This is a genomic window from Flavobacterium sp. B183 (assembly GCF_023539155.1).
GTDB classification, from domain to species: domain Bacteria; phylum Bacteroidota; class Bacteroidia; order Flavobacteriales; family Flavobacteriaceae; genus Flavobacterium; species Flavobacterium tructae.
This window is the reverse complement of sequence record NZ_CP097434.1, coordinates 3,954,319-3,974,847: the sequence shown is the minus strand read 5'-3', so window position 1 is coordinate 3,974,847 and position 20,529 is coordinate 3,954,319. Positions and strand designations below refer to the sequence as shown.

Annotated in this window: 2 protein-coding genes; both read left to right on the top strand. The window is 36.5% G+C overall.

Annotated elements, in window-relative coordinates:
• Positions 1-8: 8 nt before the first annotated feature.
• On the top strand, positions 9-4,856 hold the full coding sequence (locus tag M4I44_RS16685) for a non-ribosomal peptide synthetase (RefSeq protein ID WP_249965448.1): 4,848 nt from the start codon (positions 9-11) through the stop codon (positions 4,854-4,856).
• Positions 4,853-19,810 carry a non-ribosomal peptide synthetase gene (locus tag M4I44_RS16680; protein ID WP_256472506.1) on the top strand — a complete coding sequence of 4,986 codons (14,958 nt, stop codon included), beginning with the start codon at positions 4,853-4,855 and terminating at the stop codon, positions 19,808-19,810. Before M4I44_RS16685 ends, M4I44_RS16680 begins: the two co-directional genes overlap by 4 nt.
• Positions 19,811-20,529 lie beyond the last annotated feature (719 nt).

Below are 20,529 nucleotides of genomic sequence, written 5' to 3'. Positions count from 1 at the left end.
TTTAAAACATGAATATAGAAATTTTAAGTATTTTAAAAGAAGCTCATAACAAAAAAGTAAAAATAGAAGTAAACAAGGGAAACTTGACAGTTAAATCAGTGGCTTCTATTGATACCGATTTATTACAAAAAATAAAAGATAATAAAGTTCAAATAGTTAAATATATTGAGGAAGGTCACATAAAAAGCAGAAAAAAAACGTTACCTAAAGTTACTCCTTACGATCGAGATTCCATCAAGCAGATTCCTTTATCGTTTAGCCAGGAACGTTTATGGTTTTTGGATCAGTTGCAAGGCAGTATCGAATATCATATTCCTACGGTTCTTTGTTTAGAGGGAGCATTAGATCTATCGATATTGAAACAAACCCTGCATGAGATTGTTTCGCGTCATGAAGTCTTACGCAGCATGCTTTTATCAGAAAACGGAATCGGTTATCAGGAAATTATCAGCACAGAGGGCTGGTCGCTTGATCAGTTGGAAATGAAGGATGCATCAATGCTTGAAAGCAGTCTGCAGGATTATCTGAATAAACCTTTTGATTTATCTAAAGATTACAAATTAAGATCATGTTTGTATGATCTGGGAAACAAGCAATATGTTTTAGCAATTGTTTTTCATCATATTGCAAGTGATGGCTGGTCACAGGGAATTTTGACAAATGAATTTATAGAATTGTACAATGCTTTGCACTCGGGTCGCCCGGCAATTTTACCAGAGCTTAGTTTGCAATATGCCGATTATGCCATTTGGCAGCGCAAGTATTTAGAAGGTGCTGTTTTAGAGGATCAGTTATCGTATTGGGAAAGAAAACTTAGCGATGTAAGTACATTATCCTTGCCAACAGATTATGTTCGTCCTTCGATACAGAGCAATGCAGGAGCCAGTGTTTCTTTAGAATTAACTAAAGAGTTGAGTGATTCATTAAATTTGATCTGTCAAAAAGAAGGGGTTACCTTGTTTATGTTCTTGTTAACAGCTTTTAAAGTATTGTTATCTCGATATAGTGGTCAAAAAGATATTTGTGTAGGAACGCCAATAGCCAATCGAACTCAGTCAGAGTTAGAAGGTATGATCGGCTTTTTTGTGAATACCTTAGCCCTTCGTAGTGATTTAAGTGGTGACCCAAGTTTCAGGGAGGTATTGGTAAAAGTGAAGCAGACAACTTTGGAAGGATACGATCATCAACTCACACCATTTGAAAAAGTAGTCGATCGGGTGATTACGACTCGGGATATGAGTATGACACCATTGTTTCAGGTATTATTTGCATTACAGAACGCATCTAATGCATCTGAAGAAGATGGAGAAGCTTTAGAAAGAGTTACGTTATCAAGATATGAGTTTGATACAATTACTTCTAAATTTGATTTAGCATTAAATGCTTCTGAAAGTGATAATTGTGTTTCATTCGATATGGTATATTGTACGGCTTTATTTGAGAAGTCTACAATAGATCGAATGCTACTGCATTATCAGGAATTATTGGTAAATATTGCAGATAATATCGCGCAACCAATAAGCAGTCTCTCTATGCTTACAACCAAGGAGGAGCATCAATTATTATATGAATTTAATAATACAAATGTCTCATACCCCAAAGATAAAACACTAATAGATTTATTTGCTGAACAAGTTAAAAAATCTCAAGATGATATTGCAGTAGTTTATGAAGAGGAGAGAATAAGTTATAAAGAATTGGATAAACGCTCCAATCAGTTGGCGCATTATTTATTATCTAGTAATGACGTAAATAAGGGCAGTCAAATTGGAGTTGTTTTAGACCGTAGTGATTGGTTAATTGTTTCATTTTTAGCAATATTAAAAATTGGCGCAACTTATGTTCCGATAGATCCGAATCATCCTGAGGAAAGAAAAGAATACATAAAGAAAGACAGTAACTGTTCTATTGTTATAGATGATTTAGTACTGGAAACATTCAAAAAGAATTGCTCCGATTACTCTGATGACTTACCTGAAATAAATACAAGCCCTGATAATTTGGCATACATTATTTACACTTCGGGTAGTACGGGTAAACCAAAAGGGGTAATGATTGAACATGGAAATATTGTCAATACAATACTATCTCAGATTTCTGCTTTTTCAATTACCAATAAGGATAGCTGTCTGCAATTTGCGAGTATTTCGTTTGATGCTTCTATTTGGGAGATAGGTATTTCTCTTTTGAGTGGCAGTCGCTTATGCATTATAAAAGAAGAAGCAAAATCAGATGTTACCTTTTTTAGAAACTTTATAGCAAATAACACTATTACTTTTGCAACCTTGCCACCGGCATTTTTGCAATTATTAGCCGTTGAGGATATAAAAAGTATTAAAACTCTGGTTACTGCAGGAGAGTCAATACCTTTAGAAGTAGCGAAGAGATTTTCTGAGCATTACAACTACATTAACGCTTATGGACCTACAGAAGCAAGTATTTGTTCTACGACTTTCCAGGGAGGTATAAAAAATAGGGTATCCATTGGGAAACCTATTGATAATACTCAGGCGTATGTGATGAATGAGGAACACAATCTTTTACCTGTTGGAGTAGTAGGTGAATTATGTGTGGGAGGAGCAGGAGTAGCACGAGGTTATTTAAATCTGGAACAATTAACCAAAGAAAAATTTATAAACAATCCTTTTATCGAAGGAGAGCGAATTTATAAAACGGGAGATTTGGCACGCTGGTTACCAGATGGCAACCTTGAATTTATAGGCAGAAAAGATGATCAGGTTAAAATTCGGGGCTATCGTATTGAATTAGGAGAGATTGAAAATGTATTATCATCATTATCAGGAGTTGCCCAGTGTTGCGTTTTAGCCAAAGAAGATTTAAATAACACCAAACGTTTAGTTGGTTATGTGGTACCTGAGGGTGATTTTGATAAAGAAATAGTACAAAACCAATTAAAGCTAAGTTTACCTGAGTATATGGTTCCACAATTGTGGGTGACTTTAGAAGTAATGCCATTAACCACTAATGGTAAGCTGGATAAAAAAGCATTGCCAGACCCGGAAAACTCAGAGTTGTCAACCAGTAAATATATTGCTCCTCGAAACGAAACAGAGAATCAATTAGTAACGATTTGGCAGGGATTATTGGGTATAGAAAACATAGGGATTCATGATAATTTCTTTGAGCTTGGAGGGCATAGTTTATTAGCTGTTCAATTAATATCCCGCTTGCAAGCGTTGGATTTTCATATAAAAGTAAAAGATATTTTTGCTGGTCCTACGATAGCGTCCATCAGTGATAAGTTATCTTCTATATCTTTAGTTTATAGTGTTCCTCCTAATGGAATTAAAATTACAAGTGATCGTATTATTCCATCTATGGTACCCTTATTAAGTGATTTTAGTCAGGATGATTTAGATCAATTAGTAACAATGGTTCCAGGTGGTGTTTCAAATATTGAAGACATCTATCCATTATCTCCCTTACAGGCAGGAATTCATTTTCATAATTTGATGAGCGATCCTAATCAGGGAGACCTCTACATTGTTCCAAGTTTGCTTTCCTTTTCTGATTCGGCAAAGAGAGCGGCTTTTATCAAGGCATTGCAATTTGTAGTGAACCGTCATGATGTTTTACGTACTTGCTTTTTGAGTGATGACCTGCCAAATGCTGTTCAGGTAGTATTACGAGAAGCAAAATTAGTAGTAGATGATTTAGATTTAGATAAGTCCAAAGCTATTTTACCACAATTGGAACTACTTATCACTTCTGGTAGTCACTGGATGGACATCTCAAAAGCTCCATTATTAGAATTGAAATCGGCTGATGATCCAATTAATGAATGTTACTACTTAATAGTGTATCAACATCATTTGATAATGGATCATGTTGGTTTAGAGGTTATTACTCAGGAAATAATGTTGTATCTGTCAGGAGAAGGAACAAATCTTCCAACTCCGGTTTTATACCGTGATTTTATTGGCCACACATTATATGCACAAGCAATCAATGATGGTGAATCCTATTTTAAATCTTTATTTGAAGGAATAGAAGAACCAACGTATCCATTTAATTTATCCAATGTTTTAGGCGATGGTAGTCTGGAGCAGTCCATTAGTTTCCTTTCTCGTGATGTTAGTATATCATTGCGTAATACCTGTTTTAAACTTGGTATTAGTCCTGCAATATTATTTCATGCCGCTTTTGGTTTAGTTACAGCTAAATGCAGTAATAGAGAATATGCTGTCTTTGGTTCTTTATTTTCGGGGCGTTTGCAAGGCTCTTTGGGGGCCGCGGATTCTTTAGGTTTGTTTATCAACACCCTTCCGGTTATTTTGAAAATAAAAGGGACTGTTAAAGAATATTTAGAGGAAGTAAAGATAAAATTGGAAGAATTGTTATCCTATGAGCAAACTCCTTTATCCGAAATCCATCATTGGAGTAGTATCTCAAATGAGACAGCTTTATTTAGTGCACTGTTAAATTACCGTCATTCTTCATCATCTTTATCAGAAGAAAATAATACTGGAAACATAGATTTAGGTATTACGGTTATTGGAAGCCATGAAAAAACAAATTATCCATTTAATTTAAGTGTAGATGATTTTGGTGTTGATTTTGGATTAAAAGTATTAGTCGATGAAAGTATAAGTGCTGATCGCATACTTGCTTATATGGAAGAAGCATTGAATCAGCTTATGGAAGCAGCTACAAATGAAAAAGTAGCTGTTGAAACTCTAAGTATATTAAGCAAAGAAGAAAAATATCAAGTATTAGATATTTTTAATACTACACAAGTAGCATATCCTTTAGACAAATCGCTAGTAAATTTGTTCGAAAAACAAGTTGAGCAGACTCCAGATGCCATAGCTATAGTTTATAAAGATAAAAAATAAACTATAAGGAGTTAGGTGAAATTTCAAATCAATTAGCACATTACTTATTAGCACATATTAAAAGCAATGAGGATAATTTTATTGGAGTAACTTTAGAGCGTAGTGACTGGTCAATTATATCGTTTTTAGCAATATTAAAAACGGGATCGGCTTATGTACCAATAGATGCTAATTATCCGGCAGAAAGAAAAGAATATATTGAAAAAGATAGTAACTGTTGTATTATCATAGATGAGTTATTCCTGGATTTGTTTAAAAAAGAAAGGTCTAATTATCCGGATCATTTACCTGAAATTGTTATAAAAGCAGATGATTTAGCTTATGTTATTTACACATCAGGGACAACAGGAAAGCCTAAAGGAGTAATGGTAGAGCATCGCTCGGTTATAAACTTATGCTTTAATATAATTAATACTTTTCAAACTAATAAGTTTACGGTATTTTCCCAACTAATTTCTTTATCATTTGATGCGTCAGTTTCTGAAATCTACCCATCGCTAATTTCAGGGAGCGTGTTGCATATAATTGATGATGAAATTAAAAAAGAGGGCACACTTGTCGATTATATTAAAATAAATGAAATAAACCATCTGACTATACCTTCAGATTTATTTGGACAATTAGCATGGGAAGAATTACCAGCTTTGAAAAGCGTTCATATTGGAGGTGGTGTTTCTTCTTACAATACGCTAAATGAATGGAGTGAGACAGGAACACTGGTTAATGGATACGGACCTACAGAGTGTACTGTATGTGCTACAATGCACAACTTTAAGGAAGGAGATTTGAATACTAATATTGGGAAGCCTCTGGATAATACGAAGATCTATATTCTTGATGCTTCAAATATTTTAGTACCAATAGGCGTAATTGGCGAATTGTGTATTGGAGGAGCTCAGGTAGCCCGAGGATATTTGAACAAGGAAGAATTAACAAAGGAAAAATTTATAGCAAATCCATTTAAAGAGGGAGAGCGAATTTACAAGACAGGCGATTTAGCGCGTTGGCTTCCGGATGGCAACATAGAATACATCGGCAGAAAAGACGATCAGGTTAAAATTCGCGGCTATCGAATAGAATTAGGCGAGATCGAAAACGCCTTATCTTCTTTAGCGGGCGTAAACCAATGTTGTGTTTTGGCCAAAGAAGATACAGCAGGCAATAAACGTCTGGTAGGTTATGTAGTTTTAGAAGGAGAATTGAACAAAGAGACATTACAAAACCAATTAAAATTAAGCTTACCGGAATACATGGTTCCTCAATTGTGGGTGACTTTAGAAAAAATGCCGCTCACCAGTAACGGAAAGCTGGATAAAAAAGCATTGCCGGATCCGGATGGTTCAGACTTATCGAGTACCGAATACGTCGCTACGCGCAATGAAACAGAAACCCAATTAGCAGCAATCTGGCAAAACCTGTTAGGTGTAGAACAAATAGGGATTCATGATAACTTTTTCGAACTCGGAGGTCACAGTTTACTGGCTACGCGTTTAGTTTCAATGATCCGTAAGGAGTTAATAATAGAAGTATCCATCCGCGAAGTATTTGAACATGCCACAATCTCAGACTTAGCAGCCCATATAGCGGCACAGTCTGGAGTGGTTTTATTACCAGGTATTGTTGCAGAAGAACGTCCGGCTCGTATTCCTTTATCGTTTAGTCAGGAACGATTATGGTTTTTGGATCAACTTCAAGGCAGTACCGAATACCATATCCCTATAGTTTTGAGTTTGGAAGGGGCCTTAGATATATCGCTGTTGGAACAAACTCTTCATGGTATTGTTTCGCGCCATGAAGTCTTACGCAGCATGCTTTTATCAGAAGAAGGTATCGGTTATCAGCAAATCATCAGTGCAGAAGGCTGGTCACTGGATACGGATACGGTATCGGATGAATTAGTATTAAAAAATCATATCGCCCACTATGCCCATAAACCTTTTGATTTATCTAAAGACTATAAACTGCGCGCGTGTTTATACACCTTAGAGAATCAGAAATATGTTTTGGCCTGTGTTTTCCATCATATCGCCAGTGATGCCTGGTCGGGGGAAATCTTGGTTCATGAATTTATGGAACTATACAGTTCCTTTGAATCCAACAGCACCCCTAATCTACCAACACTTCATTTACAATATGCCGATTATGCCATTTGGCAGCGCAAACATTTAGAAGGAGCAGTTCTGGAGGATCAGTTATCCTATTGGGAATCCAAACTAAAAGGAGTAAGCACTTTATCCTTACCAACAGATTATGCCCGTGCTTTGGTTCCAAGCAATGCAGGAGCAGCTGTTTCTTTAGAGATAGACCAAAAGCTGAGCGCATCATTAAACACGATCTGTAAAGAAGAAGGCGTAACGATGTTTATGCTATTATTATCGGCTTTTAAAGTCTTATTATCGCGTTACAGCGGTCAGGAAGACATTTGCGTAGGAACGTCAATCGCCAATAGAACCCAATCGGATTTAGAGGGCATGATCGGATTTTTTGTCAACACCCTGGCCCTTCGCAGTGATTTAAGCGGCAATCCGAGTTTTAAGGATCTATTGTCAAGAGTAAAACAGACCACTTTAGAGAGCTACGACCATCAGTTAGCCCCATTTGAGAAAGTAGTAGATCGGGTAATTACAACCCGTGATAGAAACATGAGTCCATTGTTTCAGGTATTGTTTTCTTTACAGAATAATCAGGAAAGCAACCCTGTTGCTCTAAAAGGTCTCAGCTTATCCTCTTATGATACCCAAGTGGTAAATTCTCAGTTTGACTTATTGTTCAATATATCAGAAAACCAGGGAGGTATCTCATTGAACATGGTATACAGCACCGCTTTATTTGAAAAAACAACAATAGAGCGAATGCTATTGCATTATCAGGAACTGTTACAAAATATTGCAAAGAATATTACAGAGCCTGTAAAAAACCTGTCTCTGCTTACTCCGGCAGAAGAGCATCAACTACTCAATGTATTCAATCACACAACTGCAGCATATCCATTAGATAAAACAATAGTTGATTTATTTACAGAGCAGGTAAAGAAAACCCCGGCTGCTATCGCAGTTGTTTGTGGAGACGAAACATTAAGCTATCAGGAATTAGATGCAAAATCCAATGACCTGGCGCTATACTTACAAAATCACTACCATGTCACCTCCAATGATATTGTAGGTCTGATGTTAGATCGCAGTATCTGGTCTATTATTTCAATAATTGGAACACTAAAAGCGGGTGCTTGTTACCTTCCGATCGATAAAGAATATCCGGAGAATCGCAAATCTTTTCTAGTCAAAGATGCTAATGTAAAATTACTGATTATAGAATCGGAAAGCTTATTTGATGTAATAGAATATGCAGTTCCTATTTTTTCTATCGACGTAGAATTTGATAGCGTATTAAGCCAGGCTTCATCATTCCCGGCTTTAAAAACCAACACCATCCAATTATCAGATTTGGTTTATGTCATTTATACCTCAGGAAGTACAGGAAATCCAAAAGGAGTAATGATCGAGCATAACAGTTTGGTGAACTACTTATCGTACAGTATCTCACATTATGGAGACGGGGATAACGCTCAGAGTTTCCCCCTATTTAGCTCCTTATCCTTTGATTTAACCCAGACCAGTATCTATTTGACACTTTTAACAGGAGGACAACTGCACATCTATAAAGATAATGATGTTAGCTCCGTATTGAAGGCCATTGTTTCAAATGATGCTATTACCTCTATAAAATTAACCCCGTCACATTTGTCCTTTTTCAGAGACTTAGGTCATTCTCCATTAAAAAGATTCATCATCGGTGGCGAACAATTAACCCATTCCGATCTGTCTCATTTAGGAGAATTGGATCCATCGGTTAAACTGTTTAACGAATATGGACCTACTGAATCCACTATTGGCTGTAGTGTATTAGAGGTTACCCACTATGAATCCTTAGATCGCATCCATATAGGCCGTCCAGTGGGAAATACCCATATCTATATAGTAAACGAGGCTTTAGGATTATTACCAATAGGAGTAACAGGAGAATTGTGTGTAGGAGGTATTCAGGTAGCGCGAGGATATTTAAATCGAGAAGAACTAACAAATGAGAAATTTATCGACAGCCCCTTTTTAGAAGGCGAACGAATGTATAAGACAGGGGATTTAGCACGCTGGCTTCCGGATGGGAACATAGAATATATCGGCAGAAAAGACGATCAGGTTAAAATTCGCGGCTATCGAATAGAATTAGGGGAGATTGAAAACGCCTTGTCTTCTTTAGCGGGTGTAAATCAATGTTGTGTTCTGGCTAAAGAAGATACAACAGGCAACAAACGTCTGGTTGGTTATGTAGTTTTAGAAGGAGAATTGAACAAAGAGCAATTACAAAACCAATTAAAATTAAGTCTGCCACAATACATGGTTCCTCAATTGTGGGTAACTTTAGATACAATGCCATTAACTGATAACGGAAAACTGGATAAAAAAGCATTACCAGATCCGGATGGTTCAGAACTATCGAGTAAAGAATATGTAGCTCCTCGTAATGATACAGAAACACAGCTAGCCGAGATCTGGCAAAACCTGTTAGGGGTAGAACGAGTAGGAATTCATGATGATTTCTTCGAACTCGGAGGTCACAGTTTGCTCGCTACGCGTTTAGTTTCGATGATCCGTAAAGAACTCTCTAAAGAGATTGAAATTGCGGATGTTTTTGCCTATACCACGATTTCAGACTTAGAAACTCATTTATCATCTCAGTCAGAAGGTGTTTTACTTCCAGTTATTACAGGGGGAGAGCGTCCGGAGCGAATTCCTTTGTCGTTTAGTCAGGAACGACTATGGTTTTTGGATCAGCTTCAGGGCAGTACCGAATACCATATTCCTATAGTTTTGAGTTTAGAAGGCGCTTTAGAGATATCGCTGCTGGAACAAACCCTGCATGGTATTGTTTCGCGTCATGAGGTCTTACGCAGTATGCTTTTATCAGAAGAAGGTATCGCTTATCAGCAAATCATCAGTGCAGAAGGCTGGTCACTGGATACAGAGAACATATCGGATGAACTCGTCTTAAAAAATCAGATCGCCGACTATGTTAATCAACCTTTTGATTTATCAAAAGACTATAAACTGCGAGCGTGTTTATACACTTTAGGGAATCAGAAATATGTGCTGGCTTGTGTTTTCCATCATATTGCCAGTGATGGCTGGTCGGAGGGAATTTTGGTGAATGAGTTTACACAATTATATAGTGCATTACAATCCAACAGCACCCCTAATCTACCAACACTTCATTTACAATATGCCGATTATGCGATTTGGCAGCGTAACTATTTAGAAGGAGCGGTTTTAGAGGATCAGTTGTCGTATTGGGAATCCAAACTAAGTGGCGTAAGCACTTTGTCCTTACCAACAGATTATCCCCGTCCTTCGGTTCCGAGCAATGCAGGAGCAGCTGTCTCTTTAGTCTTAGACCAGAAGCTTAAAACTTCATTAAATGCTATCTGTAAAGAAGAAGGAGTAACCTTGTTTATGCTTTTACTATCAGCCTTTAAGATCTTGTTATCGCGTTACAGTGGTCAGGAAGACATTTGTGTCGGAACACCAATTGCAAATCGAACGCAAGCAGAATTAGAAGGAATGATTGGTTTTTTTGTCAACACTCTGGCGCTTCGCAGTGATTTGAGCGGCGATCCGAGTTTTAAGGATGTGTTGTCAAGAGTAAAACAAACCACTTTAGAAGGTTACGATCGTCAGTTAACCCCATTTGAGAAGGTAGTAGATCGTGTGGTTACAAGCCGTGATAGGAGCATGAGTCCGTTGTTTCAGGTGATGTTTGATTTTCATAATGTGGAATCAAAATCAGGAGATATTGGAGAACAGGAAAAAGGCATACAAGGAGTTGCGCTTTCAGATTATCCTTTTGATATTGCTACAGCTCAGTTTGATTTATCTTTCAGTGTATCCGAGAGCAGCACTGGTATTTCATTAACGGTAAATTATTGCACAGCTTTATTTGATGAGGCTACAATCAACCGTATGTTGCTGCATTATCAGGAATTATTACAAAGTATTACTGAAAATATCACTGAGCCAATCAGTAATCTGTCGATGCTTAGCCAGGCAGAAGAACATCAATTATTGAATGTTTTCAATAACACGGCTGTTGCATATCCTCTAGATAAGACTGCAGTTGATTTATTCGAAGAGCAGGTTAAACAAACACCTAATGCTGTTGCAGTTGTTTATGGAGATGAAGAGCTAACTTATAAAGAATTAGACCAACGTTCTAATCAGTTGGGGCATTATTTGCGTGAGCAGGGTGTAAAACCCGATGATCTGGTGGGGATCTGTCTGGAACGAGGATTTGAGATGCTGATAGGTATTCTTGGAATCTTAAAATCAGGTGGTGCTTATGTTCCAATTAAGCCAGATTATCCAATAACCCGTATCTCTTATATTGTTAAAGATATAGGATGTAGTTTGTTGCTTACTGATAGTTTTACAAAGAATATTTTGAACTCTTTAGCATTAGATGTCACTACCATAGTATTAGGAGGTTCTACTGCTGTTTATAATAACTATTCAGTTGATTCATTAGATTTATCTTATTCATCTAATTCTTTGAGTTATGTGATTTATACCTCAGGTAGTACTGGAGTTCCTAAAGGAGCAATGATTGATCATTGTGGTTTATTAAATCACCTTTTGGTAATGGTAGATGAGTTAGAAATGGATAATAATAGTGTTGTAGCTTTTACAGCACCATTCACCTTTGATATTTCGGTATGGCAATTATTAAGTGGTTTACTTTGTGGAGCTCGCATAGCTATTTATAGTGAACGCATGATCTTAGATATCTCTGATTTTCAAGACGCTTTAGCAATATATCAAGTTACACATCTTCAATTAGTTCCTTCTTACTTGTTGAGTTTATTAGAGACAGGTTCAAGAAAAGGATTGGAAGATTTACATTATTTTTTAATTACCGGAGAGGCAGCTACTACATCACTATTGCAGTTATGGTTTTCTGTGTACCCTTCTATTCCTGTAGTAAATGCTTATGGTCCGGCAGAGGCATCGGATGACGTAAGTCTTCATATCATGAAAGAAGCTCCAAAAAGTACTATTGTTCCTGTTGGGAAACCAGTAGCCAATATGTCTCTATATGTAGTAGATATTTTTGAGAATTTGTGCCCAATAGGTATAATAGGAGAATTATGGGTTAGCGGAGTAGGAGTAGGTCGTGGTTATCTGAATCAGCCTGAGCTTACATCTGAAAAATTCATAAGTAATCCATTTAAGGAAGGTGAACGAATTTATAAGACAGGTGATTTAGTACGTTGGTTACCCGATGGAAATATTGAGTTTATCGGCAGAAAAGACGATCAGGTTAAAATTCGCGGCTATCGAATAGAATTAGGTGAGATTGAAAACATCTTATCTTCTTTAGAAGGAGTCTCACAATGTTGTGTTCTGGCCAAAGAAGATACAGCAGGCAATAAACGTCTGGTTGGTTATGTAGTTTTAGAAGGAACATTGAACAAAGAGCAATTACAAAACCAATTAAAATTAAGTCTGCCACAATACATGGTTCCTCAATTATGGGTAACTTTAGATACAATGCCATTAACCGGTAACGGAAAACTGGATAAAAAAGCATTACCAGATCCGGATGGTTCAGAACTATCGAGTAAAGAATATGTAGCGCCCCGCAACGAAACAGAAACCCAATTAGCTGAAATCTGGCAGAACCTGTTAGGGGTAGAACAAGTAGGAATTCATGATAACTTCTTCGAACTTGGCGGTCACAGTTTACTGGCTACGCGTTTAGTTTCGATGATTCGTAAGGATTTAAAAAGAGAAGTTTCTATCCGTGAAGTATTTGAACATACCACAATTTCGGAATTAGGAACTCATTTATCATCTCAGTCAGAAGGTATTTTACTTCCGGTTATTACAGGGGGAGAGCGTCCGGAGCGTATCCCTTTATCTTTTAGTCAGGAACGACTATGGTTTTTGGATCAGCTTCAGGGCAGTACCGAATACCATATTCCTATAGTTCTGAGTTTAGAAGGCGCTTTAGAGATATCGCTGCTAGAACAAACCCTGCATGGTATTGTTTCACGTCATGAGGTCTTACGCAGCATGCTTTTATCCGAAGAAGGTATCGCTTATCAGCAAATCATCAGTGCAGAAGGCTGGTCACTGGATACAGAGATCATATCGGATGAACTCGTATTAAAAAATCAGATCGCCGACTATGTCAACCAACCTTTTGATTTATCGAAAGATTACAAACTGCGAGCGTGTTTATACACTTTAGGGAATCAGAAATATGTGCTGGCTTGTGTTTTCCATCATATCGCCAGTGATGGCTGGTCGGAGGGAATTTTGGTGAATGAGTTTATGGAACTGTACAGTTCCTTTGAATCTGGCTGTGAAGCAGTTCTGCCTAAGCTTAGTTTACAATATGCCGATTATGCGATTTGGCAGCGTAACTATTTAGAAGGAGCAGTTTTAGAGGATCAGTTGTCGTATTGGGAATCCAAACTAAGTGGCGTAAGCACTTTGTCCTTACCAACAGATTATCCCCGTCCTTCAGTTCCGAGCAATGCGGGAGCAGCTGTCTCTTTAGCCTTAGACCAGAAGCTTAAAACTTCATTAAATGCTATCTGTAAAGAGGAGGGAGTAACCTTGTTTATGCTTTTATTATCCGCTTTTAAGATCTTGTTGTCGCGTTACAGCGGTCAGGAAGACATTTGTGTTGGAACACCAATTGCAAATCGAACGCAAGCAGAATTAGAAGGAATGATTGGCTTTTTTGTCAACACTCTGGCGCTTCGCAGTGATTTGAGCGGCGATCCGAGTTTTAAGGATGTGTTGTCAAGAGTAAAACAAACCACTTTAGAAGGTTACGATCATCAATTAACCCCATTTGAGAAGGTGGTTGATCGTGTGGTTACAAGCCGTGATAGGAGTATGAGTCCGTTGTTTCAGGTGATGTTTGTATTACAAAATGAAGGAGATAATCAAGCCCAAAAAGAGAGCGAATTAGATGATATCATTATTTCTGAATATGAGTTTGATACGGTTAGTTCTAAGTTTGATTTGACATTTAGTGCATCAGAAAATAACAATGGTATTTCATTAGTCTTAAACTATTGTACAGCTTTATTTGATAAGGCTACAATCGAGAGTATGCTGCTGCATTATCAGGAGTTACTTGCTAGTATTGTTGGCAATATCAAACAACCAATCAGTACTCTGTCGATGCTTACCCAGGCAGAAGAGCATCAATTATTGAATGTTTTCAATAACACTGAAGCTGCCTATCCATCAGATAAAACAATTGTTGATTTATTTATCGAGCAGGTTAAGCAAACACCTAATGCTGTTGCAGTTGTTTATGAAGATGAAAAGCTAACCTACAAAGAATTAGATCAGCGCTCCAATCAGTTGGCACACTATTTATTATCGAATAATAACATTAGTCAGGATAGTTTAATTGGAGTAGTTTTAGATCGCAGTGATTGGTTAATTATTTCACTTCTTGCGATATTGAAAACGGGATCGGCTTATGTTCCCATCGATCCTAATTTTCCTGAAGAAAGAAAAATGTATATAAAGAATGACAGTAATTGCACTATTGTTGTAGATAATTTGTTATTAGATACTTTCAAAGAAGTTATTACTTCGTATTCTGCTGATTTACCTGAAATAATTACAACTCCTGCTGGCTTGGCATATGTTATTTATACTTCGGGTAGTACGGGTAAACCTAAGGGAGTTATGGTTGAGCATAGAAACTTGGTTCATTTATGTTTTTGGCATCAATCTGCGTATTCTGTAACTGCTCAAAGTAGAGGTACTCTATTCTCAGGGGTTGGTTTTGATGCTAGTGTTTGGGAAATATATCCATACTTGCTTTCTGGAGCCTGTTTATATCCTATTTCAGAAAAATATCGTTACGATTTGGATAAGCTTTTTACTTTTTTAACCCAACATGCTATTACACATACTTACATGCCTACATTAGTATGTGAGAGTTTTGTAGACAAAGAAATATCTTTACCTAATATTATTGTTTTAACAGGCGGAGATGTACTACACTTAAGTAAATCAAGCGATATTGCTATTTATAATAATTACGGACCAACAGAAACTACTGTAGTTGCCACTAATTATAAAGTATTAAATACTCCAATAACTAAGATTCCTATTGGTAAGCCTATTAATAATACTCAAGTTTATATTTTGGATAATCACGATCAGCTTTTACCTGTAGGAGTCATCGGAGAGTTGTGTATTGGTGGAGCAGGGGTTACCAGAGGTTATTTAAATCAGGGAGATTTAACAAAGGAAAAATTTATAGCGAATCCGTTTAAAGAAGACGATCGAATTTATAAGACAGGTGATTTGGTACGTTGGTTGCCAGATGGTAATATAGAGTTTATAGGCAGGAAAGACGATCAGGTTAAAATTCGTGGTTATCGCATCGAGCTTGGAGAGATTGAAAATGTGCTGTCCTCTTTAACAGGTGTAAGTCAATGTTGTGTCCTGGCCAAAGAAGATACAGCAGGCAATAAGCGTTTGATAGGTTATGTGGTATTGGAAGAGGCATTAGATAAAGAGAAATTACAAAAACAATTAAAGTTAAGTTTACCAGAATACATGGTTCCCCAATTATGGGTTGCTTTAGAAGAAATGCCGCTAACCAGTAATGGAAAGCTGGATAAAAAGTCATTACCGGATCCTGATATTTCAGACTTATCCAGTACAGTATATGTAGCTCCACGCAGTGAAACAGAATTACAGTTAGCTGAAATCTGGCAAAACCTGTTAGGCATAGAGCAAGTAGGAATTCATGACAACTTCTTCGAACTGGGCGGTCATAGTTTACTGGCCACACGTTTAGTTTCAATGATCCGTAAGGAATTGATAACAGAAGTTTCTATTCGTGAAATATTTGAATATGCCACAATCTCAGAACTAGGGATACATTTGTCATCTCAGTCAGATGTTGTTTTACTTCCCGGTATTACAGGTGGAGACCGTCCAGAATGTATTCCATTATCTTTTAGTCAGGAACGACTATGGTTTTTGGATCAGCTTCACGGCAGTACCGAATACCATATCCCTATCGTTCTTGGTTTAGAGGGAGCCCTAAATGTATCGATACTAAAACAAACCCTTCATGGGATTGTTTCGCGCCATGAGATCTTACGCAGTATGATTTTATCAGAAGAAGGTATCGGTTATCAGGAAATTATAAGTGCAGATCACTGGTCATTGGATGCGGAGATTGTATCGGATGAACTATCATTAAAAAATCATATAGCAGACTATGCCAATAAACCTTTTGATTTATCTAAAGACTATAAACTGCGAGCATGTTTGTATACCTTAGGCAATGAGAAGTATGTTCTGGTATGTGTGTTTCATCATATCGCCAGTGATGGTTGGTCAGAGGGGATTCTGGTCAATGACTTTATGGAATTATACAGTTCCTTTGAATCTGGTCGTGAAGCAATTTTACCTCAGCTTAGTTTACAATATGCCGATTATGCTATTTGGCAGCGCAAATATTTAGAGGGGACTGTTTTAGAGGATCAATTATCATACTGGGAATCCAAACTAAAAGGAGTAAGCACTTTGTCATTGCCTACAGATTATACCCGTCCTTCTATGCAGAGCAATGCAGGGGCAGTTACTTTTTTAATGCTAAATCAGGAAATAAGGACTTCATTAGAGCAATTATGTAAAGAAGAAGGCGTAACGCTGTTTATGCTTTTATTATCCGCTTTTAAAGCTTTGTTGTCTCGTTACAGTGGTCAGGAAGACATTTGCGTAGGAACACCAATAGCCAATAGAACGCAATCGGATTTAGAGGGTATGATCGGCTTTTTTGTGAATACTCTGGCACTTCGTAGTGATTTAAGTGGGAATCCGAGTTTTAAGGATGTATTGGCAAGAGTAAAACAGACCACTCTTGAAGGGTATGATCATCAGTTAGCTCCTTTTGAGAAAGTTGTAGATCGTGTGGTTACGACCCGTGATAAGGGTATGAGTCCTTTGTTTCAAGTGATGTTTGATTTTAAAAAGATGGAATCAAAATCTGAAGAAGTTGTACAAGAAGAGTTAGGTATTCAGGGAGTTAAGTTATCAACTTACCCTTCTGAACTTACTACAGCTCAATTTGATTTAATATTTAATGCATCTGAAAACAGCGAGGGTATCTCATTAGGAGTAAATTACAATACTACTCTGTTTGATCAATCGACAATAGATCGAATGCTATCGCATTATCAGGAGTTGTTGATTAGTATTACAGAGAATATTACCCAGCCAATAAGTAATCTGTCGATGCTCACCAAAGAAGAATCATACCAATTATTAAGTATTTTCAACGATACTGATACAGCTTATCCAAAAGAGAAAACTATAGTAGATTTATTAGAAGAACAAACGAAGCGTACTCCGGATAATGTTGCATTAGTTTGTGGAAATAATACGATGACTTATAAAGAATTAGAGGAACGTTCCAATCAATTAGTTCATTATTTGAAATCGAATGGTGTGGTTAAAGATTCGCGAGTAGCTATATTGTTTGATAGGGGTTTTGATATGATCATTAGTATGCTTGGTATTCTCAAGTCAGAATGTACTTATGTTCCATTAGATGCCTCATTGCCATCTAATCGCTTATCCTATATAATTGAAGATTCAAACGTGAGCTTTCTTCTTTACAGTGAAGAAGCGTTACTGTCTAAACTATCCGTTTCAGAATTTATTTTTCTTTTAGATGTTACAGAATCCTATACTTACGAATCTTCAGCTATTTCATGTGAAATAGCACCAGCTTCAACAGCTTATGTAATGTATACATCAGGAACCACAGGAAATCCAAAAGGAGTGATGGTTACACACGGTAATATTGTTAGTCTTTGTACAAGTTGTGATTATACTGCTTTAAATTCAGATACAGTTTGGCTGTCCACTGGATCTGTTGCTTTTGATGCGACAACTTTGGAATTTTGGGGTACTTTATTAAATGGAGGTCAGTTGGTATTAGCAGATACAAATTCTTTATTAGAGATCAAAAGTTTAAAAGACCTTATAATCAGACATAAAGTTACTACTATGTGGATGACCGCTTCCTGGTTTCATCAGGTAGTTGAAGAAGATGCATCTGTTTTTGCACCTCTTATTTCTTTATTGGTTGGAGGAGATGTAGTCTTATTTACCTATACCAATAAGTTAAAAGAACTATATCCGTCTCTTCAGATTATAAACGGGTATGGCCCTACAGAGAATACTACATTTTCAACAACTTATACCATTGAGGGAGCAAGAGTAAAGGCTCTTCCTATCGGAAAACCGATAAAAAACAGCCACGTATATGTTACGGATTCTGAATTAAACTTAGTACCCATAGGAGTTGTTGGAGAGTTATGCGTTGGAGGAAGTGGAGTTGCATTAGGTTATTTAAACCAGGAAGAATTAACCAGCGATAAATTTATAAATGATCCGTTTAAAGCAGGCGAAAGAATATATAAAACAGGAGATTTGGCACGCTGGTTGCCAGATGGTACTATTGAGTTTATCGGAAGAAAAGATGATCAGGTTAAGATTCGTGGTTATCGAATAGAATTAGGCGAAATTGAGAATGTATTGTCATCTTTAGCAGGAGTAACGCAGTGTTGTGTATTGGCTAAAGCTGATGCAAATGGCACTAAGAATTTAGTGGGTTATGTTGTATTGGAAGATGCATTAGACAAAGAGTCTTTACAGCAAGTGTTAAGGCTAAATTTGCCTGAGTATATGATTCCTATGATCTGGGTCGTGTTAGATGTAATGCCATTAACCAGTAATGGGAAGCTGGATAAGAAATCATTACCAGATCCAGATGGTTCAGAATTATTAAGTAAAGAATACGTAGCACCCCGTAATGAAACGGAAGAACAACTAGCCGTAATCTGGCAGGAGACTTTAGGAATTGATAAGGTAGGAATACAGGACAATTTCTTTGAATTGGGGGGGCATAGTTTACTAGTTATAAAATTAGTAGCTCTTATTAATGAGGTATTCTCTACAGATTTCAGCATCAATACCGTTTTTGAGCATGCAACTATTGCTGAGTTTGTTGCTAACATCCATTCAGAGGATCATTTCAAAAATAGCGTTATGGTTCCTTTACAGGAAAAAGGAAGTCGAAAAGCTATATTTCTAACGCCGCCGGGGAGTGGAACAGTGAATTGTTTTATTGAACTGACAAAACTATTAGGAAAAGATCAGCCTGTTTATGCATTTCAATGTCCGGGATTATATGGAGAATCACCAATTTCAGAATCTATTGAAGAAATGGCTTCTGGATTTATTACAGAAATGCAAAAAAAGGATCCACATGGCCCTTATCGACTCGGAGGATATTCATTTGGAGCGACTGTCGCTTATGAAATGGCACTGCAATTGCGAAATAATGGATTTCATGTAGAAGAATTATTAATTTTCGATGGAAGAATTTTAAATGAAGATAATAGCGAAATTAATGAAGATGAATCATTTAGGGAATTTTTAAAAGAACAAACAGCAATATTTGGGGAAGATTTTGATTTTTCAATTTTAGCTCTTGAAGATAAATCGAAAGAAGAACAACTCGAATCTTTGAGTAAATTGTTAAGAGAGTCGGAATTTAAAATAAGTGATCAGGAGTTAAGAGGACGTCTGGAAGTTAGTTTCTACAATGAAAATTATTCATATTTAAATAAAGTAGAAGAAAAACTGGATGCAAAAATTGTCTTGTTTAAATCAGCATATGTGGAAAAGTATGGAGAAATATTCTTTAATGATAATGATGACTATGGATGGAATGAATATACGAATAAAGAAATAATAGTACATTCAATATCTACCACCCATGGTGCACTTTTAAATAAAGAGAATGTTGAGCAAATTTGTATGCATCTAAAACAGTAATTTAGAATTTATATTAATGAAACAGCTGTAATACTTTTTACAGCTGTTTTTTATCCTCATAATCAAGATTTAATCAATTTCTTTTATTTAAAGTAATTGCTAAGGACATTTTTTTTTTTGATTTTTTTCATGTTTTTTAATTTAATAGAAATGTTAGTCAGTATTTAGAATTATAATAATGTCAATTTTATAACTGACACTTTGTTAGAAAATCTATAAACTTCAAATTTGAAAATGCTATATAAGAAAATGCAAATCATTAGATTTGCTGGTGTTGATGATGATTTTGCTAGAACAGACTAGAATTGGAATAGTAATTTTGATCTATCTGCTATGATTTTAGACAGGCTTAGTGAATTAGAAATGGTAGTCTTAATTTTTGAACTCATAATTAATGTGACTTTAAGTGTCCCATTGTGTCTATATGTGTCTCATTATATCATAATTTCGCTAAAAAAATCCCAAACAAGAAAATTCTTTTCGTGGTACAATCATGGTACAAAAAAAGAGCGAACTATTTGCAAATAAAATTATATAAACAGAAAAGTAAATCCAGTTAAAACGCTATTTTATAGTGTTTTAACTGGGGTTATTTGTTTTGTTTTGTGGAGCCTACTTGCCGATGCAGAAATTAACAACCCAATATTTATTAGGGTTTCAGACTTCGAGGTACAAATTTAAAGCTAATTTTTAACAAATTATCGCAAACCAAAAACAAA

Excerpts from the sequence above, each read along its gene's own strand:
- M4I44_RS16685 (WP_249965448.1), top strand. The coding sequence starts at position 9 with ATGAATATAGAAATTTTAAGTATTTTAAAAGAAGCTCATAACAAAAAA.